The sequence below is a fragment of the Halovivax cerinus genome (genome assembly GCF_024498195.1).
Classification (GTDB): domain Archaea; phylum Halobacteriota; class Halobacteria; order Halobacteriales; family Natrialbaceae; genus Halovivax; species Halovivax cerinus.
In genome coordinates, this window is record NZ_CP101824.1 from 1,727,458 (window position 1) to 1,746,060 (window position 18,603).

At 66.7% G+C, this 18,603-nt stretch carries 18 protein-coding genes; 11 read left to right on the top strand and 7 right to left on the bottom strand.

The genetic code is table 11. The features are described from left to right. Positions 1-76 precede the first annotated feature (76 nt). From NO366_RS08015 to NO366_RS08035, 5 genes are all read left to right on the top strand, one after another. Positions 77-235 (top strand): hypothetical protein, encoded by a 159-nt coding sequence (locus tag NO366_RS08015; protein WP_256533805.1) that lies wholly within the window; start codon positions 77-79, stop codon positions 233-235. A 148-nt stretch (positions 236-383) separates the two neighbouring features. Then, on the top strand, positions 384-557 hold the full coding sequence (locus NO366_RS08020; protein WP_256533806.1) for a DUF7557 family protein: 174 nt from the start codon (positions 384-386) through the stop codon (positions 555-557). A gap of 2 nt (positions 558-559) precedes the next feature. Further along, a complete protein-coding gene (locus tag NO366_RS08025) occupies positions 560-793 on the top strand; it encodes a hypothetical protein (RefSeq protein WP_256533807.1) in 234 nt (77 codons plus the stop codon). Then, positions 771-1,187: a hypothetical protein gene (locus tag NO366_RS08030; protein WP_256533808.1), complete on the top strand. Its 417-nt coding sequence runs from the start codon at positions 771-773 to the stop codon at positions 1,185-1,187. The genes NO366_RS08025 and NO366_RS08030 overlap by 23 nt, the downstream gene beginning before the upstream one ends. After that, entirely contained in the window at positions 1,184-1,378 is a 195-nt protein-coding gene (locus NO366_RS08035) for a hypothetical protein (RefSeq protein ID WP_256533809.1), read from the top strand. Before NO366_RS08030 ends, NO366_RS08035 begins: the two co-directional genes overlap by 4 nt. An 8-nt stretch (positions 1,379-1,386) precedes the next feature. On the opposite strand, the gene NO366_RS08040 is transcribed toward NO366_RS08035, so the two are convergent. Continuing rightward, the gene (locus NO366_RS08040; RefSeq protein WP_256533810.1) at positions 1,387-2,637 is read right to left on the bottom strand and encodes a tyrosine-type recombinase/integrase; all 1,251 of its coding nucleotides are present in this window, start codon (positions 2,635-2,637) and stop codon (positions 1,387-1,389) included. Positions 2,638-3,036: 399 nt separating this feature from the next. Between NO366_RS08040 and NO366_RS08045 the strand changes: the two genes are divergently transcribed. Beyond that, entirely contained in the window at positions 3,037-3,495 is a 459-nt protein-coding gene (locus tag NO366_RS08045) for a DUF302 domain-containing protein (protein ID WP_256533811.1), read from the top strand. 352 nt (positions 3,496-3,847) lie between these two features. Beyond that, positions 3,848-4,630: an SOS response-associated peptidase gene (locus NO366_RS08050; protein ID WP_256533812.1), complete on the top strand. Its 783-nt coding sequence runs from the start codon at positions 3,848-3,850 to the stop codon at positions 4,628-4,630. Here NO366_RS08050 and NO366_RS08055 read toward each other — a convergent pair. Beyond that, positions 4,627-6,267 (bottom strand): ABC transporter permease, encoded by a 1,641-nt coding sequence (locus tag NO366_RS08055; protein WP_256533813.1) that lies wholly within the window; start codon positions 6,265-6,267, stop codon positions 4,627-4,629. The genes NO366_RS08050 and NO366_RS08055 overlap by 4 nt on opposite strands. Positions 6,268-6,480: 213 nt before the next feature. On the opposite strand from NO366_RS08055, the gene NO366_RS08060 reads away from it, so the two are divergent. The 3 genes from NO366_RS08060 to NO366_RS08070 all read left to right on the top strand — a co-directional run bounded on the left by NO366_RS08060 (position 6,481) and on the right by NO366_RS08070 (position 9,588). After that, complete coding sequence (locus NO366_RS08060; RefSeq protein ID WP_256533814.1) at positions 6,481-7,002, top strand: gluconate 2-dehydrogenase subunit 3 family protein; 522 nt, start codon at positions 6,481-6,483, stop codon at positions 7,000-7,002. Then, positions 6,999-8,630, top strand: a complete 1,632-nt coding sequence (locus tag NO366_RS08065) for a GMC family oxidoreductase (protein WP_256533815.1) — start codon at positions 6,999-7,001, stop codon at positions 8,628-8,630. Before NO366_RS08060 ends, NO366_RS08065 begins: the two co-directional genes overlap by 4 nt. A gap of 310 nt (positions 8,631-8,940) precedes the next feature. Further along, on the top strand, positions 8,941-9,588 hold the full coding sequence (locus NO366_RS08070; protein ID WP_484496880.1) for a dolichyl-phosphate hexose transferase: 648 nt from the start codon (positions 8,941-8,943) through the stop codon (positions 9,586-9,588). Between the two features lie 111 nt (positions 9,589-9,699). On the opposite strand, the gene NO366_RS08075 is transcribed toward NO366_RS08070, so the two are convergent. From NO366_RS08075 to NO366_RS08095, 5 genes are all read right to left on the bottom strand, one after another. Next, on the bottom strand, positions 9,700-12,045 hold the full coding sequence (locus NO366_RS08075; RefSeq protein ID WP_256533816.1) for an ArnT family glycosyltransferase: 2,346 nt from the start codon (positions 12,043-12,045) through the stop codon (positions 9,700-9,702). A 25-nt stretch (positions 12,046-12,070) separates the two neighbouring features. Next, positions 12,071-13,201 (bottom strand): extracellular solute-binding protein, encoded by a 1,131-nt coding sequence (locus tag NO366_RS08080; RefSeq protein WP_256533817.1) that lies wholly within the window; start codon positions 13,199-13,201, stop codon positions 12,071-12,073. A 24-nt stretch (positions 13,202-13,225) separates the two neighbouring features. Further along, positions 13,226-14,392, bottom strand: coding sequence for an alpha-1 4-glucan-protein synthase (locus tag NO366_RS08085; RefSeq protein ID WP_256533818.1), 1,167 nt, complete (start codon positions 14,390-14,392; stop codon positions 13,226-13,228). Positions 14,393-14,415: 23 nt separating this feature from the next. Next, entirely contained in the window at positions 14,416-15,555 is a 1,140-nt protein-coding gene (locus NO366_RS08090) for a lysylphosphatidylglycerol synthase transmembrane domain-containing protein (RefSeq protein ID WP_256533819.1), read from the bottom strand. 124 nt (positions 15,556-15,679) lie between these two features. Then, positions 15,680-16,603 (bottom strand): NAD-dependent epimerase/dehydratase family protein, encoded by a 924-nt coding sequence (locus tag NO366_RS08095; RefSeq protein ID WP_256533820.1) that lies wholly within the window; start codon positions 16,601-16,603, stop codon positions 15,680-15,682. Positions 16,604-16,870: 267 nt separating this feature from the next. On the opposite strand from NO366_RS08095, the gene thsB reads away from it, so the two are divergent. Next, positions 16,871-18,535, top strand: a complete 1,665-nt coding sequence (gene thsB / locus NO366_RS08100) for a thermosome subunit beta (RefSeq protein WP_256533821.1) — start codon at positions 16,871-16,873, stop codon at positions 18,533-18,535. Positions 18,536-18,603: the final 68 nt, after the last annotated feature.

The window sequence follows — 18,603 nt, forward strand, 5'->3', positions numbered from 1 at the left end:
TACAGGCAGTGATAGGTGGTTCTGTCGATCTTCAGTATGTTATTACGAGTCGAATTCGTCGAATTTTCCACCGACTATGACCGACCAAGAACGAACGACGATCACGGTCAACCGAGGGACGTTCGAGAAAGTCAAGTCTCTGAAACGGGGCGGCGAGTGCTGGGACGATCTCCTCGAGCAGATGGCGAATTCCTATCACCCCGATGAATTCCACAACAGAACCCATGATACGTAAGCGAGAGAACACTACCGCAGGCGTATCTTATGGTCGCGCCGCAGTACTGCGTTCTCAGAAATTGAGAGTGGAAAAGGACGTCAATCGACGAAGATCATCACGCCGATCGACGTACCCGTTCACCGACGATTTCGGCACCATACGGAGTATGCCGGACATCCATGGTTCGACCATGGCACAGGCCCAACCCGAGAGAACGACCGTCGATGTCAGCCGGTCGCTCCATCAGCGACTCGAGGATCTGAAACCGTACGAATCGGTTTCGTTTAACGACCTCATCGCCGAGATGGCCGACGTCTACGAATCTCAACAGGATACGTAAGGATGACTCTGGCACCTGAGGAACGGAACGACGCGGCCGGGTACGCACACCATGCAACCCCCGACCACGTCGAGAAACTCGACGAGGAGCTTCCCTTTGACGAGGGGAAGTTTTCCGACGACGATGGCGAGGAGCCTATCGTCACCCGGAACTTCGGTCCGGGTGCTGATAGGTTTTTCCCCTTGTCGTCGGCTCTAACCGCGAATACCGACGATGAGCACACCCCACACTACTGAGCCAATCGAATCGATTCCCGACCGACCGCCAGCGCAGGTGGTGGCGTCCCTCGAGGACCACCGCCCGCCAGCCGATCCGGAACGGTGGGACAGCGTCTATCAGGTCATCCCTGGAGAGCCATGCCCCGATTGTGGGACCGCGATCGGGCTGCTCCTCGCGCCGGCAGCACTGCTCGAGGACCACGTCGACGAGGTGATGCGCGACTACCCGGTTACAGTCCCGGATGGATGGACGGAGGGGTACGAACACCCGGTGTACTTCTACTGCGACAGTCCGGTGTGTTCCTGGCACGGCGCCGCCGAGTGGCGCCGCGTCGGGCCTGCACTCGAGCAGTGGATCGGCCGCGGTGCCCCAACCTGGAGAGACAGGGTTACGCAAGAAGGTGAAGCATGAGTCAACCCAAAGACCCCGACGAATACGTCCGCGAGAACCGAGAGACGCTGGTGAAGATCATCAAGCACGGCAACGACGACTTTGTCCGGGCGCTCGCCCTCGCGGCGATCGTCGAGTACGGCGGCGAGCCGGACCTCGAGAAGGTTCGGCGCGAAGTCGACCGGGCGGGAAACACGGGGGGCGTCGCATGAGCGCCACTTCAGCTGTCGGCGTCCGCGGCTTCGACGAACTGGCGGGCGGTGTCGATGACGTCCAGGTCTCCGCCGAGCGCTTCGACGAGCGGCTCGAGCTCTTCGAGACTGTCGAGGAGCTCGGGATTCTCCTTCGCGAGGCCGAGGAGCTGCCGGCGCTGGGTGTCCTGCTCGGTCTCGATCTCGTCGACTGCGCCGTGTTCGAGTGCCTGGTGGCACCACATACAGAACGGTTCATCTCGCGGGGTCTTCTCACCGCATCGGTCACACTCGACGGCGGCGATCGGGTCAGGTTCGTCGACCTCGACGTCGAGACCGTGGGCTCGGGCGACCTCGCGATCGCTCGCCTCTGCGAAGACGGAGATGTATCGCGAGGCGGCTCGGCTCCCGCGCGTCCATCCGTGATGATCCTCGAGGACGGCCTGGTTGACGCCCTGGCTCGCGAGGTGGGACGCCGACGACTTGCGGAAGTTGGTGAACGTGACGGGTTTCGTGACGCCGGCGCGGTCGGCGGCCTCGCGCGGGATCTTGCGCGCCATCTGGTACGAGATCTCTTCACCACTTCGGAGCTTGCACCACAGGGGCGCGCTGGAGTCGTCGCGACGTGGGTGTTCGGAGAGCCACCGGTTGAGGTACGGGACGGCCGTGATGAGCGTGATCGACCGCTGGCCCTTCTTGCCGTCGACGGTGATCTGCAGGCCGTGTTTGTGGTCGGTGACGTCACCGACGGTGAGATCGAGCAGCTCGCCGGAACGGGGGCCACCGTCCCACGCGACGGCGATCAGGGCAGCGTCGCGGGGGTTCATCGTTTCGTCGATCATCGGACGGACGTCGTCCTCCCAGTCGAGCATATCGCCCGGATCGGGGATCGGGTTGTAGTTCGACGACGTCCCGGTCGGGATCCACTCGAGGCTCTCGGGGACGTCGTCGCCGGGCGTAAGGAAGCGACCGAAGGCGCGGAGCGCGTTCCGGTTGTCCTTGTTGCTCTCGACGTTCTCGTACTCGCGGTGGATCACGCGGACGACGGCCTCGGCGGCCTCGCGATCCTCGAGGACGTCCTCCAGGCCGTCGCTTCGTTCGGCGAGGATCGTGCAGTGCCGGAGCAGCTTCTCGTGGCGATCGACACCGATCCGCGAGGGAACGAGTTCCAGGGCGTCGCTGAACTCCAGGAGCAACTCCCGATCGGCCTCGGAGACGTCGCGCTCGCCGACTTCGATCTGTTCGCGAAGCCGCTCGAGCGCGCGGCGCTTATCAGGCATGATGACTCTCTGTTTAAACGACTTGGAGTTAAACCTTGGGTTTGTTGCCCTGTCCTGGCGTTGCGCGATTCGGAGCGAACGGAGTGAGTGAGAATCGCGAGTTGCCGAGCGGCGACAGCCGTGAGATGTATTTTCTGTCGCGAGCAATACGCGAGCGACGAAAACGCAACAAACAGGCGGCGAAAACGCAACAAACAGAATTTGAACTCGCGAGTCACAGCACTGATCGCCCGTGTGAAACGAGGCCGCAGGCTCGGACCGTCTCCCCGCTGTCTGTCGCAGATTGCGTACTGTGCCGTGCGGACACCCGCGTCTCTCTGTCCGACCATTCGGATCGACACAGGCAACAACTGTCTTCGCTCCCGACGATTAATATTGGTTCGATACTACCGTGAAGGTATGGCTGCGTCGAAACCCGCGCCCACGGTCGAAGAAGCGCTCCACACCACGCTCGAGTTGCCGTTCGAGGACGCCGTCGCGCACGTCCAGCTCGAACACGAGTACCAGGGGTTCGAGACCGTCGCGCTCACGCGCCTGGACGAGTACGTCGAGGGCGTCCTCGGCGAGGAGATCAGGAAGACGGCCCTGATCGTCGTCTGTCACGCCGAGATCGCGAAGGACGCCCTGGAGATCGATCCGCAACTCGCCGGGTTGTTACCCTGCACGACCGTCGTGTGGGAGGACGACGGCGAGGTCCACGTCTATCACGCCTCGACGACGAAGGCGATTCGCGACCTGGGCTGTGCGCCCGGCGACTGCGGCCCCGAGATCGAGGCGCTCGTCGAGATGACGGGTGAGGTGATGGCGGACGTCTGGGCCAACGTCGAGGCGTACGCCGAGGGCGCGGCCTCCTCGTAGGTGCGATCTCCGCCGCGAGGGGTCGTCGGTCACCGCACGATTTCGACCGGCCGATCCGTCGAGAGCCACCGGTCCGGCCGGTCCGGATCCCGAAGCTCGAGCCGTCCGTCCGCACTGACCACGAATTCGCAGGTCTCGCCCCCACGGTCTCGCGTCGTGTCCATGGGCGGCACCTCCCGACGACCGTACAAGGGTACGGACGGCTTACCGTCCGTCCGTTCGTCGAAGGGACCGATTTACCGGTTCGACTCCGCTATACCGCGGCGCTACCGACTCGTTTCTCGGGTCCGCCCGCCACGCCAGGCCGCGGACGGCCGACACGATTTCGGTACTGGCCGACCGAGTACGGGGTATGTGTGGCCGGTACTCGCTGTTCGTCCCGCCGGAAGAGCTGGAATCCCGGTTCGACGCGCGGTTCGAGCGGTCGTTCACCCCGACGTACAACGCCGCGCCGGGTCAGTCCGTTCCGGTCGTCACGGACGAAGCGCCGGAGACGATTCGTCAGCTGGAGTGGGGATTCGTCCCGTCGTGGGCCGACGGAACGAGCGACCGGCTGATAAACGCCCGGGCGGAGACGCTCGCCGAGACGCGAGCGTTTCGCTCGGCGTACGTGACGCGGAGCGACGGTGGGCGATCGGGTGACGACGCGCTCGCGTCCGACCGCGAGACGCCCGCCCGTGGTCGGTGTCTCGTGCTGGCCGACGGTTTCTACGAGTGGGCGCCCACGGAGACCGGCAACCAGCCCTACCGAATCGCCTTCGAGGACGACCGTCCGTTCGCGATGGCGGGTCTGTGGGAGCGACGGGAACCGCCGTCGGACGACTCGCAGGCTGGGCTCGACGCATTCGGTGGGGGTATCGAGACCGACTCCGACGACGATCGCCTGGTGGAAACCGTGACGATCGTGACGATGCGTCCGAACGACCTGGTCGCCGAGTTGCACGATCGCATGCCGGCGATCGTAGCATCCGACGACGAACGGCGGTGGCTGCGCGATGCGGATCCGGTGGCGCGGCTGGACCCGCACCCGTCCGATTCGATGGTAGCCTACCCCGTCTCGACGGCGGTGAACGACCCGTCGGTCGACGATCCGTCGGTGGTGGAGCCGATCGACGGCGCGGGACGCTCCGACTAGAGCCCCTCGCGTCCGCCCTGGGAGAGGAGGACGACCATCGAGAGGCCGGAGACGACCAGCAGGATGATCGAGGGAATAACGGCGTACTGGTAGAACGCCTGCTCCTGGGCCTCCCAGATGAGCGTGACGAGGTTCTCGTATCCCAGCGGCTGGAGCAGCAAGGTCACCGGGAGCTCCTTCATCGCCGTCAGGAACACCAGTGCGGCGCCAGCGACGATGCCCGGACGGACGAGCGGGAGGGTGATCGAGCGAAAGGCGGCAAACGGCGAGGACCCCAGCGTCCGGGCGGCCTCGGTGAGTTTTGGATCGACCTGGAGCGTGTTCGTTCGAATGGTGCCGACCGCCTGGGGCATGAACCGGACGACGTAGGCGAACACGAGCAGTGGGAGCGTCTGATAGATCGTCGGAACGAGGTCGAATCGGGTCCCGAGGACCCCGTCGTAGGTGGTGGCCGCCGAGACCAGCGCGAGCGCGAGGACGATACCCGGTACGGCGAAGCCGACGTAGGTCCCCCGTTCGAAGAGAGACGAGAGCCGCGAGTCGTGACGGGCCGCGAAGTAGGCGACGGGCAGGGCCGCCAGCACGGCGACGATGGCGGCCGCGGCGGCGACCTTCACCGAGTTGAGCACGTGGAATCCCTGGAGCGCGAGCGAGGCGCTGGCGTTCGGGTCGGCATTCACCAGCCAGAGGCCGAGGATCCACAGCGGGACCAACAGCGCCAGTCCAGAGACCGCCGCGGGCAACAGCGTGGCCGGCCAGCGCCACGCGCCGAGCGAGACGGCCGGGTCGGCGGCGTCCCCGCGACCCGCGCCGTCGCCGCCCGTTTGTTCTCCCGACCGGACGCGTGATTCCAGGGCCAGAACCACGAGGACGATGGCGAGTAATTGCAGCGAGAGGACGGCGGCGTACTCCGACTGGAAGCTGTTGAACGTGACGTAGATCTGGCGGGTGAACACCCGCAGGCGCATGATCGCGGGTGTCCCGAAGTCCGAGACGGCGTACAGCGCCGCGAGCAACGAACCGGCGGCGATGGCCGGTCGGATCTGGGGGAACGTCACCCGGCGAAAGGCCTCCCATCGCCCGTGCTCTAGGGTACGTGCGGCGTCTAACAGCGTTCGGTCGAACGAAAGTAGGCCCGCTCGCGTCGTCAGGTAGACGTACGGGTAGGTGTACAACGTGATGACGGCGATCGACCCCGGCAGGCCGTAGATCTCCGGGATCTGCTCGACGCCCAGCGGTGCGAGGATCGACTGGAACTCCCCGCGCGGACCGAACGCCGAGACGAACGAGAACGCGCCGATGTAACTCGGGATCACGAGCGGCAGGGCGACGACGATCGTCCAGAATCGCCGGAACGGAAGGTCCGTCTGGACGGTCAGCCACGCGAGCGGAACCCCCAGCAGGATCGACAGCGTCGTCACGCCGACTGTCAGCAGGATACTGTTGGTGAGTACCTCGAACGTGAGCGGCCGGGTGAGGTCCGACCAGACCTGACCGGGATCGACCGTGAGTACCTCGAAAACTAACCAGCTAATCGGCATCAGCATGCTCGCGGCGACCGCTCCGGACAGCAACGTCAAACCGATCGGCAGGCCCTCTCCCTCGCCGCGATTCGTGCGCACGTGTGGAACGTTCATGGCTGTGTGCTCGGGGATTCCCCGCTCGGCGTGTGGTTCGACACCCGATAACTCGACGCGTCTCCGTCGACCGTTCGTGTCGGGTGCTCCGCCTGCGGCCACTTCCAGTCGTCGGTTCGTGCCCGATATCGCCCCGACCGCGTTCGTCGACCGGGTTCACTCGTTCGGAGGCGTTCCAACGAATATAAGGTTTAGGTTTGCCTAATCTCCCGCATGGAGCTGTCACGGCGGGACGCGGTCGCCGCGCTGGCTGCAGTCGGAACCGGTGCCGGCGCCGTTGCCGTGGGTACACACCTGCACGAAAGCGACCCCGGGGAAGACGGCGATCTACGCCGGGCGATGGTCGCCGCCGCCGAGGTGGTCTACCCCGACGCGGTGAGCGGCGTCGACGAGTTCGTCGAGACGTTCCTCGACGGTCGCCTCGACGACGAGGCTCACGCTGCCGGCGTCCGTGAAGCCGTGGACATCCTCGATGACTACGCCTCGGCGCGTCACGACGCGTCGTTCACCGACCTCTCGATCGCGGAGCGTGACGACCTGCTGCGGGCGGCGGGCGTGGCGACCGCGTCGGAGAACCCTGACGGTACCGAGGTCGAGCGGATTCGCTACTACGTGGTCAACGAGTTGCTGCTCGCGTTGTACGCCTCACCGGCCGGCGGCGAACTGGTCGGTATCGAGAACCCGCCGGGCCACCCCGGTGGTACCGGGAGCTACCAGCGGGGGCCGACGCCGTGAGCGATTGGCCGCCCGCCGAGACGGCCGAACCGACTGCCGGGGCGAGCGACCGCACCCCGGTTGCGGACGCCGACGTTTGCGTCGTCGGTGCTGGCCCCGCCGGCGCGCTGGTAGCGAATCGGCTGGCAGCGGCCGGGAAGGAGGTGGTCGTCCTGGAGGCCGGTCCACGGTTCGACCCGGCGGACCGTCGCGCGCGCCAGGAACGATTTCTCCGGCCGTCGGCCGGCCGTGAAGCCGTCTGGGATGGGGACCCCGAACGCGACGCCTACGGCGCCTCCGGCGACGCCCACTACCCGCTGAACCGCGCTCGCGTCAAGGGTGTCGGCGGCACGACGCTCCACTGGCAGGGGATGGTGATGCGGCTTCACGAGGACGACTTCGCCTCACGGAGCGCCCGCGGCGTCGGTGTCGACTGGCCAATCGACTACGCGAACCTGCGACCGTACTACGCCGCCGCCGAGTCCGAACTCGGCGTGGCCGGCGCCAGCGACAACCCCCACGCCCCGCCGCGCGAGGAACCCCACCCGATGCCCGCCTTTCCACCTTCCTACAGCGACTCGCTGTTCGCCGAGGCCTGCGAAGTGCTGGAAATCGACACGCACTCGGTGCCCAACGCTCGCAACTCCGAGGGATACGACGGCCGGAGCGCCTGCGTCGGCTACGGCACCTGTCAACCGGTCTGTCCCTCCGGGGCGAAGTACGACGCGACCGTCCACGTCGAGCGCGCCGAGGACCACGGCGCGAGCGTGATCGATCGGGCCCCCGTCCAGCGCCTCGACCACGACGCCGATCGAATCACCGCAGCGGTGTACGCGACCCCGGGCGGGGCGACCCACCGGCAGGAAGCCGACGCGTTCGTCCTCGCAGCGGGCGGCGTCGAGACGCCCCGACTCCTCTTGCTCTCGGAGTCGTCGCACTACCCCGACGGTCTCGCCAACTCCAGCGGAGTGGTCGGTCGGTACTTCATGGACCACCTGTTCGCCGGCACCTGGGGCGTCCTCGACGAACCGACGCGCCAGCACCACGTCGGCTTTCTCACCAGCGAGTCCCAGCAGTTCTACGACGACGCGGACGACGAGGTGGGGCCGTTCAAACTCGAGTTCTTCAACTACGCCGGTCCCACGCCGGTCGGGCTCGCGCTCACCGGCGACGACTGGGGCGACGACCTGCTGGAGCGCATCCGCGGGGAGTACGGCCGCCACGTCGCCGTCGGCGCGCTGGTCGAGCAACTCCCCCGCGAGGACAGCTACGTCGCGCTCGACCCCGAACGGACCGACGACCGCGGCAATCCGGCCCCGCACGTCCACTGGTCCGTCGGCGAGCGCGCCCGCAACACGCTCGCCCGTGCGAACCAGGTGCAGGAAGCCATCCTCGAGGAACTGGGCGCGGAGATCACCTACCAGGAGGGCCCCGACCGCACCATCCCCGCGAACCACCACATGGGTACCACCCGGATGGGGACCGACCCCGCCGAGAGCGTCGTCGGCCCCGATCTGCGAACCCACGATCTCGATAACTGTTGGATCGCCTCCAGCAGTGTCTTCCCCACCGCCGGCGCGCTGAACCCCACCCTGACAATCGCCGCGGTCGCGCTCAGGTGCGCCGACCACGTCGAGGCGGCGCTGTGACGCTCAGCGATTGTTTAGGCAAACCTAAAAATATAAGGCCGGCCGGCCGAGAGTACCGGCAATGAGTACCCTCGATGCGGACTCGACGGACGGCGGCACCGACGAAGAACCGACCGACGCTGGCGGATCGACGCCGGTAGACACCGATCCCGGCACAACCGAGGAAGCAACGAGCACCGAGACGACCGATGCCGGGGTTGGAGCTGCGACGGACGATACAGGGGCTGGAACCGAGTCAGCCGCTACAGGGGCTGGAGCCGAGACGGCCGCGACGGACGACGCGTTCACCTTCGCCGACGTGAGCGTCGTGATGGGAACCTACAACGAGGAGGCGGCCATCGGCACCGTCCTCGACGACATTGCAGAGGTGACCGACGGCGAGGCCGAGGTAGTCTGCGTCGACGGGTCCAGCGACCGGACGCCCGAGATCGCTCGCGAGCGCGGCGCCACGGTGATCGAACAGGAACCGCAGGGCTACGGCGTCGCCGTCCGGGAGGCGATCCTGGCACCCGACCGCCCAATCGTCGTCACGACCGACTGTGACGACACCTACCCGATGGAGCAGCTGCCCGAGTTCCTCGAACTGATCAACGAGGGCTACGACGTCGTCAGCGGTGACCGCCTCTACCACGGCGCCGAGGCGATGCCCGCGTTCAACCGCTTCGGCAACCACGCCTTCGCCGCCGTCGCGAGCGTCCTCATGGGCACTCGCGTCCACGACACCACGACGGGAATGCGCGCGTACCGCCGCACGGTCGTCGAGGACATCGAGTGGACCGAGAACACCGGCCTCTCGGCGGAACTGCTGATTCGGCCCCTGATGCGCGGCTACGATATCCGCGAACACCCGATCGCCTACGGCGAGCGCGCCGGCGAGACGAAACTCGACCCGCTCCAGGGGGGTGCCGCCATCGCGAAATCCATCGTGAAGGTCGCCCTCGAAGAGCGGTTCCGGTAACCGGTCGCGTCGACGTCGCTGTTTTTGTCCCCTCGACCCGACAGTGCGTCACCTGTCCCACAGCGACGATTGCAACGACTCGGGCGAGACTCCCGCCTCGTCAACGTCCGTTCACTCCCGAACGTCCAGCTCGGTCTCGAAGGAGACGCCGTCGAGGTACAGGTCGGGCTGTCCGGGGACGTAGGTTCCCTCGTCCGCACACCGCGAGACGAGCGTGCACACGGTTCGCTCCGCCGGCCAGAGCACCTCGACGGCCTCGTCGGTACTCCGCACGGGGACCTCCTGGCGGTAGGTGAGCGACGACCCGGCCGTCTCGTACATCGTCACCGTGAGGGCCAACTCGTCGACTTCCTCGAGCGCGACCGACCCGTTCTCGACCGTCTCGGTCGACCCCGCCCCGTTTTCGGCGGACTCAGCCGACTCCGCCCCGTCATCGGCGGACTCGGCCGACTCCGCTCCATCGCCCGCCGTCTCGTTGGAGCCGGTCCCGTCGTCGACGGTTACCAGTTCGGCGCGACCGTCCGTGACTCGCCACTCGACGGTAACCGCGTCGCCGGGCTCGTGTACCCGGTGGGTGGCCGTCTCGCCGTCGGACGTTTCGAGGCGTACGATCGCACTCTCGACGGTGGTGAGGGTGCCGACGCGGGTTTCGCCGTCGACGCTCGTGCCCTCCCGGAGCGTTACCTCCTGGAGCGTCGGCACGTACTCGTCGTCGGGGTCGGGCGACCACTCGCCGTGGGCGGCGTAGCGGTAGTAGGTGCGCTCGGGATAGGCGTCTAACACCGCGAAGTCTCGTTCGACGCCGCCGTCCAGGGCGTACACCACTTCGCCGTCGAGGCCTGGGTCGTTGCGCAGCGCCTGGAACGGGTGGCCGAGCCACTGCCCGTACTCCGGCGGGAGGAACACGAGTGCGTTCTCGAGGTCCGCCTCCTCGAACGGTTCGTAGGCCGTCTCGAACGTCTCGGTGTGTTCGGCGTGGCGCTCGACCGGTGTCGAGACGATCGCGGCGTTGGCGCCGCCGATCGCGAGCGCACTCACGAGCGCGACGGCGATGGCCACCCGCCGCGCACCGTTCGTTGAGGTGTGCGCGGCCAGCCACGCGTGGACGCGTCCGCGACGGAGGGTCCGCCAGGCTGCGACGAGTGCGACCCCCGCGAACACCGCGAGGACGGGGAGTGTGTCGAAGTAGTAGTACGGCCCGAACTGCGAGATGAGGCCGTCGGTCGGGTCGGTCATGGTCGCGAGCGCGTTTCGGTTCCCCCAGAACGCCAGATTCCCGAGAACGACCGCCGGCAGGACACCGGCGAGGAGGACGCCGGCGGTCCGACGGTGACCGGCGTCGTCGGCGCTACCCGTCGTGAGGATGCCGTCCGGTATCCACCGGCGAACGGCGAGTCCGAGCCCGCAGACGGCCAGGAGTGTGCCGAGCGGGCCCGCGGTCATCCAGCGGGCCGCGTAGTACTGAAGGACGTACCCGTTCGATTCGAGCGCGAGCGTCGGCGTGTAGTCGATGCTGTGGTCCAGCAACTCCCGACGGCCGAAGCCGGGGCCGTCCATGGGGGCGAACGCCTGGTAGGGGAACACGAGCGGCGAGCCGGTGACGCGGGCGTTGTACGCGAGCGTCAGCGCGACGAACGAGAGCCCGAGCACGCCCGTGAGCACGTTGCGCCGAATCGGATCGGGGAGCGGACGCCGGACGGCGCCGACGCCCTCGCGACGGACGGTCGCCACGACCTGCCACAGCGCGTGGGCGACGAACGGTGTGGCGAACAGCACCGCCGTGTACGGTCGGGCGAAAAAGGCCAGCCCGACGGCGACGCCCGCCGCCGCGGCGCTCGGGAGCGAGGCGGTGCGGACGCCGCGGAGGTAGGCGACGGCGAACAGCAGGTTCAGGAACGTCGTCGGCGCGTAGGGTAAAAATACCGAGGAGGTGAGCAGCGCGAGCGGCGAAGCGGCGAAGACGGCTGCGGCGACGACGCCGACCGAGCGGTCGAAGATCGCCGATCCAAGGACGTAGACCAGCGCCGCGTTACCCGCCGCCACGACCGCGAGCGTCACTCGCGGTTCGCCGAAGAGCGCCATCGAGATTGCGAACATCCCCGAGGGAACCGGACTGTACTTCGGATAGAGGCGGCCGCCGTCCTGGACGAAGAACCAGGGACGGACGGCGTCGGCGAGTGGGCCCGCATGGAGCTCCACCTGCCCCTCCAGGAGCATCGCGGCCTGCAGCAGGTAGACGGCCTCGTCGTCGTTGGTCGAGTGGTACGGAAAGAGGCGCGTGGCGAGGACGAACACCGCCAGCCCCGCGAGGAGTGAGACGGTGAGTGCGAGCAGGCGGTAGCGGTCCGTCGACGTCAGTTCGCCCGCAACGAGGCGACGGCCGAATCGGCGGCCGCGCCGGACGGACTGGCGACCGCAGTCGAGGAGTAGTCGGGATGGGGAACGGGGCTGGGACACGAATTGAGTGGGGAGTGACGCTCGCTCAGACCGGGACGCCTGCGTCGCGCATGAGTTCGATCGTCCCCTCGACGTCTGAAAGTTGTGTCGGGTCGACGTCGGGAGTGTTCAGTTCGTCGGCGCTCGGGAGTTCGCCGACGGGGTCGACTCCCTCGATGACGGGGTACTCGTACGTCCGGCCCGCGAAGTACGCCTGGGCCTCCCCCGAGAGGAGGTGGCGGACGAAATTCTCGGCGAGTTCGGGCTGATCGGACTGGTCGATAACCGTGGCGCCGGCGACGTCGAAGGTCGCGCCCGCGTCGCCGTCGGTGAACGCCGTCGACACTGGCGCGTCGGGGTTCCCGGCCAGATGGCGCTGGATGTAGTAGTGGTTGGCGAACCCGGCGTCGATCTCGCCGCTGGCGACCGCCCTGGTGACCTCGGACTCGTAGCTGTACTCCTGGACGCCCGAATCGAGGACGCCTTCGAGCCACGCCTTCGTCGCCTCGTCGCCATCGAGGATCCGCATGGACGTGACGAAGCCCTGGAACGAGCCGTAGGAGGGCGCCCAGCCCAGCTGACCGTCGAAGTCGCCCGCGAAGGCGTCGATCGAGTCCGGAATCTCGCTCTCGTCGTAGGCGTCGGTGTTGTAGGGGATCGTTCGGGCTCGTCCGGAGGTCCCGACCCAGTCGTCCGTGGCGAACGTCTCGTTGGCGACCATCCCGGTCACGTCACTCGAGAGCGATCGGGTGCGTCCCTCGTCCGCGAGCGTCCCGAGCGCCCCGGAGTTGACGGTGAAGAAGACGTCGGCGGGCGTCGCCGACCCCTCCTCTAAGATCAGGTTGACGAGGTCGGCCGAGCCGCCGGGATTCTCCTCGACCGTGAAGTCGTCGTACCGGGATTCGAGGTGGGAGAGCAATTCGCCGACGAGTGCCTGCCCGCGGGCGTTGTAGAGGACGAGTTCGCCCGCCAGATCTGGCAGGTCGTCCATCGGCGTACCGCCGGGTTCCGGAAAGCCCCGTCCGGAGCCGATCTGTCCGAAGAAGTCGTCGCCGTCGTCGTCGCCGTCGTCGGGATCGCCGATCAGTCCCCCACAACCGGCCAGCCCGACCGATCCGAGCGCCGCCGAGCTGGCGAGAAAGGTTCGACGTCCGCCATATCGTCGTTGCTGTGTCATGGTTTTAGGTTAACCTAAATAAACTTATAGCCGTCGATCGATCGTCGCGGGTCGGCGTGTTTCGAGCGCGTCGAGGCAGTCGAGCCAGTCTAACATGTACTCGCCGACGTGGGTCAGGAAGTCACCGTTCGTGAACTCGTCCCACTCGCCACTGGCGAGTTCGCGCCCCATCGCCTCGAAGACCTCGGTGTAGGAGTCGGCACCGTGACCGACATCGTCGATCAGCTCCCAGAGGTGCTCGTTGAGTTCGAGTCCCGGCACCTCGTTGTTCAGATCGTCGAACGTCGAACGTGGGGCCTTGTTGTGCTTACACAGCGGTGTTCCGTTGTAGATTCGCTTCCCGAGCACGTCGCAGGCCCGCTTGAGGAAGACGCCCGACCAGATGTCGTCGAAGCGGCCGACGTCCCAGGCGTTGTCGTCCATCGGCAACTGGTAGAACGCCGGGATCACCTCGCGGCGGAAGGCGAGGTTCATCGAGCAGACTGTGAGGTAGTTCCCGCGCGCGGCGACGAAGTCGTCCCCGAAGTCCGCACGCGTCGTCCGCGTCTCGGCCTGCCCTTTTAGGTCGCCGTCCATCAGGATCCTGACGGCGTCTAAGTCCGGAACGTTCGTCCACAGTCCTTGCGAGGCGACGACCTCGCCGGAGTCGATCGTCGTCGTGTCCGTCTCGACAGTCTCGTCCATCGCGGCGTAGGGATACCCACGCGGGTAGAGCCCGTGGTCCTCGGCGTTCTGGTAGAGGACGTTCACCCACCCCTCGTCGGAGGATACTTCCTCGATCTCGCCCTCGTAGCCCAGATTCTGCAGGTGCGTTCCGAAGAAGTCCACGTCGTCGTGCGGGAGGGTATCGTCGTCGATGAAGACGCCGAGTTCGAAGTCCTCGTTCGCCCACATGTAGAGCAGACCGAAACTCGTCTCGGCGTGACTCGCGGCCGGCACGACGTGACTGTACTGTTCGATCCCGTGGGATTCGTACCACTCATCGCGTCGACTGCCGTCGAAGACCTCGCCGGAGACGGAGAGCTCGTCGAGCATCGACTGCATCTCGTCGGTCTCGCAGAAGTCTTCGGTCACGAGCAGGAAGTGCAGCCGCGAGACGTCGAACCCGTGATCCCGGGCGTTCTCGACGTACGAGCGTACACACTCGTACTCCCGGATCGTCGGGACGATCACACAGATGTCGGGTGCCATTACTCACAGGATTTTAGGCCAACCTAAAAAGCGTGCCGATCCCTGTCGACCGGCTCGGAATCTCCACGGACCGCCGCCGCGGAGAGGCCGAGACCGATGGCAGCCAGTGCACCGCCGGCCAGCGTAAGCACGTTCTTTAGCGCGTGGTCGAGGACGGCTGCGGCGAGTGCGGTCCCCGCACCGACCGGCGCGAGCGCGACCACGATCGCGGTAAAGGCTGCCTCGTAGAGGCCGATTCCGCCCTGTGAGAGCGGGAGGACCTTCGCGAGGTTGCCGACGCTCACTGCGATCGAACCGACGACGATCACCGACGGGTCGGCGAGTCCGGGTTCGACGGCGAGTAGCACCAGAACGGCCGTGGCGACGTCGAGGAGCCAGATCGCGAGGCTCGATGTACCGACGACGAGCAGCGTTCGCGGACGTTCGATCACCTGACCGACGTCGACCGCGATCCGACTGAACCACTCGGCTACACTCGACACCCGTGTCGACCCGGCCGCGCGGACGCGAAGCCACGCTCCAACTCGTGTTCCGAGACGGGTCCGCGCCAGGATCACGAGGCCGACGCAGGCGCCGACGGCCCCAAGCGCCACGGACCCGGCGGCGACGACGATCGGTCCCGACCGATCGGTCGCCGAGACCAGCGTCGCCGGCTCGGCCCCGCCGCCCAGCAGGAGCCAGCAGACGGCGCCGCCCGCGATCACCGTGATCGCGACAAGGTCGAAGAGTCGTTCGACGACCAGGGCAGCGATTCCGGCGCTGTAGGGGACGTCGGCGGATTCGTGTGCGACGTATGCGCGCACGGGATCGCCCGCGCGGGCCGGGACGACGAGGTTCGCCGCCTGACTCGCGAAGACGGCCGCCGTCGATAGCGCGGTGCCAACGACGGCGGAGAGCGGCGAGAGCAGGTCGGCGTACCGCTGCCCGCGAAGCGGCCACGACGCGGCGTATACGACCGCCGCCAGTGCCACCAGTGCCGGGTCGGCACTCGCCAGCGCGTCGAGGACTGCGCCCTCGCCGAGTCGGCGCGCGGTGACGACGAGCGCACCGATCAGGAAGAACGAGCCGAGAACTGGTCCGTACCGACGACCGAGCCGGACCAGCCGGTCGCGTGGCGTCGACTGGTCGGAACGGGCACCCGCTTCCGCCGTCTGCACGCCCATGGTTGGGCTGTCCGTCCCAGATATTTAAGCACACCTAAAACGCGACCATGGCCTGGACCGAGCGCTCGTTCGAACGATCTGGCGGTTTTACCCATGCTCTCGACCGCACTCGCCGTAGCTCGCACTAGTCTTCGAGCAACTCCCGCGTGGCCGTTCTGACCGCCTGGTCGCTCGAGCGCTCGGGCTCCCAGCCGAGAGCCGCGAGTTTTTCGATCGAGAGGCGCATCTTTGGGACGTCACCGGTCCAGCCCCGATCCCCGCCGGTGTACTCGAACGCCGGGTCGAGCCCCATTTCGTCGGCGACGATGGCGGCGATCCGATCGACCGACGTGGTCGTCCGGGCCCCAAGGTTGAACGTGTTCATCGCCTCGTCGGCGGTCGCGACCACGTGGAAGATGGCGTCGAGACAGTCTTCGACGTGCAGGTAAGACTTCTCCTGGCGCCCGTCACCGAGGATCGTGAGCGATGCCGGGTCTGCCCGCAATTTCTCGATGAAGTCGGGAATCACGGCGCCGCGCAGTCGTGACCCGACCACGTTCGCGAAGCGGACGTTCCAGACGGTGAGATCGTGACTGTGGGCCCGGACGGAAAGCAGCCCCTCGTCCGCGAGTTTACTCGCCCCGTAGGCGCTGATCGGCTCGAGCGGCGCGTAGTCCTCGGGCGTCGGGCGGGGTGCCTCGCCGTAGACGGTCGACGACGAGGTGTAGAGCAGTTCGGTCACGTCGGCGTCGGCCATCGCCTGGAGCACCGTGCGTGTCATGCGGGTGTTGTCCTCGAACTGTGCGTACGGCCGATCGATGTCGACGTGCTTCGAGGCCGCGAGGTGTGCGACCCGGTCGATTCCGGCGAGCCACCCATCGAGCGCATCCGGTTCGCGGAGATCGGCCTGGACGACCGTGGTCGCGTCGGGAAGTCGGTCCGCGTCACCGTTCGAAAAATCGTCGACGACGGTGACGTCTGCACCGCCGTCGACCAACCGCTCTACCAGGTGCGACCCGATGAACCCCGCGCCGCCGGTCACGAGGACCCGTCCACTGGAGAGATCCATACCCGACCATCGAGGGTCTCGAAAATAGTCCTGCTGTTCTCTGCAGGACACCGTGATCCGGCGGGTGGACCGCCCCTCTCCTGAACTTAAATCCCTGAATCGACCGGCCGTCCACACGTTCTTCGGAATGCGAATCTTTCACAATATTCTCGGCTGTGGTCGTTCAGTCTGCGGGTTTTACGATAGCGAATCTACGCTCGGCCTCGGCTCTCCTGTCCCGAGTAGCGAAACCTTTATGTAGAAGGACAAACAACGAATCGTTTGAGTATGAGTCAGCGAATGCAACAGGGACAGCCGATGATCGTCATGAGCGAGGACTCCCAGCGCGTCAAGGACCAGGACGCCCAGGAGTACAACATCAGTGCCGCGCGAGCGGTCGCCGAGTCGGTCAAATCGACACTCGGCCCGAAGGGGATGGACAAGATGCTCGTCGACTCGATGGGGTCGGTCACCATCACGAACGACGGCGTCACCATCCTCCAGGAGATGGACATCGACAACCCGACGGCCGAGATGATCATCGAGGTCGCCGAGACGCAGGAGGACGAGGCCGGCGACGGCACCACGACCGCCGTCGCCATCGCGGGCGAACTCCTGAAGAACGCCGAGGACCTCATCGAGCAGGACATTCACCCGACGGCCATCATCAAGGGCTTCCACATGGCCGCCGAACAGGCTCGCGAGGAAGTCGACGACATCGCGACCGAGGTCGACACCGAGGACGAGGACCTGCTGCGCTCGGTCGCCGAAACCTCGATGACCGGCAAGGGTGCCGAACTCAACAAGGAGCACCTCTCCCAGCTGATCGTCGACGCGGTTCGTGCGGTCACCGTCGAGACCGACGAGGGCGAGAACGTCGTCGACCTCGAGTTCCTCAACATCGAGACCCAGACCGGCCGCTCGGCCGGCGAGTCCGACCTCCTCGAGGGCGGCATCGTCGACAAGGACCCCGTCCACGACGACATGCCGACCGAGGCCACCGACGCCGACGTCCTCCTGCTCAACGACCCGATCGAGATCGAGGAGGCCGACGTCGATACCGAAGTCTCCGTCACCGACCCCGACCAGCTCCAGCAGTTCTTAGACCGCGAGGAGAAGCAGCTGCGAGAGAAGGTCGACCACATCGTCGACGTCGGCGCCGACGTCGTCTTCTGCCAGAAGGGCATCGACGACCTCGCCCAGCACTACCTCGCGAAGGAGGGCATCCTGGCCGTCCGCCGCGCCAAGAAGTCCGACCTCGAGTTCCTGCAGGAGGTCGTCGACGCCGCCGTCGTCTCCGACTTAGAGAGCGCGACCGAAGACGACCTCGGCTTCGGTGACGTCACCCGCGACGACGAGGACGAACTCTTCTACGTCGAGGGTGAGGACGCCCACGGCGTCACCCTCCTCCTGCGCGGCTCGACCGACCACGTCGTCGACGAACTCGAACGCGGCGTCAACGACGCGCTGGACGTCGTCGCCCAGACGGTCTCCGACGGCCGTGTCCTCGCCGGCGGCGGTGCCGTCGAGGTCGAACTCGCCTCCCGGCTCCGCGACTTCGCCGACTCCGTCTCCGGCCGCGAGCAACTCGCCGTCGAGTCCTTCGCCGACTCACTCGAACTCGTCCCCCGCGTCCTCGCAGAGAACGCCGGCCTCGATTCCATCGACACGCTCGTCGACCTCCGTGCCGCCCACGACGAGGGCGATCTCCAGGCCGGCCTGAACGCCTGGACCGGCGACGTCGAGAACACCGCCGACGCCGGCATCGTCGAACCGGCCCACGCCAAGGAGCAGGCCGTGACCTCCGCCTCCGAGGCCGCGAACCTGGTACTCAAGATCGACGACATCATCTCCGCCGGCGACCTCTCCACCGACAAGGAAGACGACGACGAAGGCGGCGCACCCGGCGGCGGTATGGGCGGCATGGGCGGCGGTATGGGCGGCATGATGTAAACCGACCTTTTACGCTGCTCTCTTGTCGCGCCGGCGGCTTCGCCGCACGGCGCGCCGACGTTCGGTAA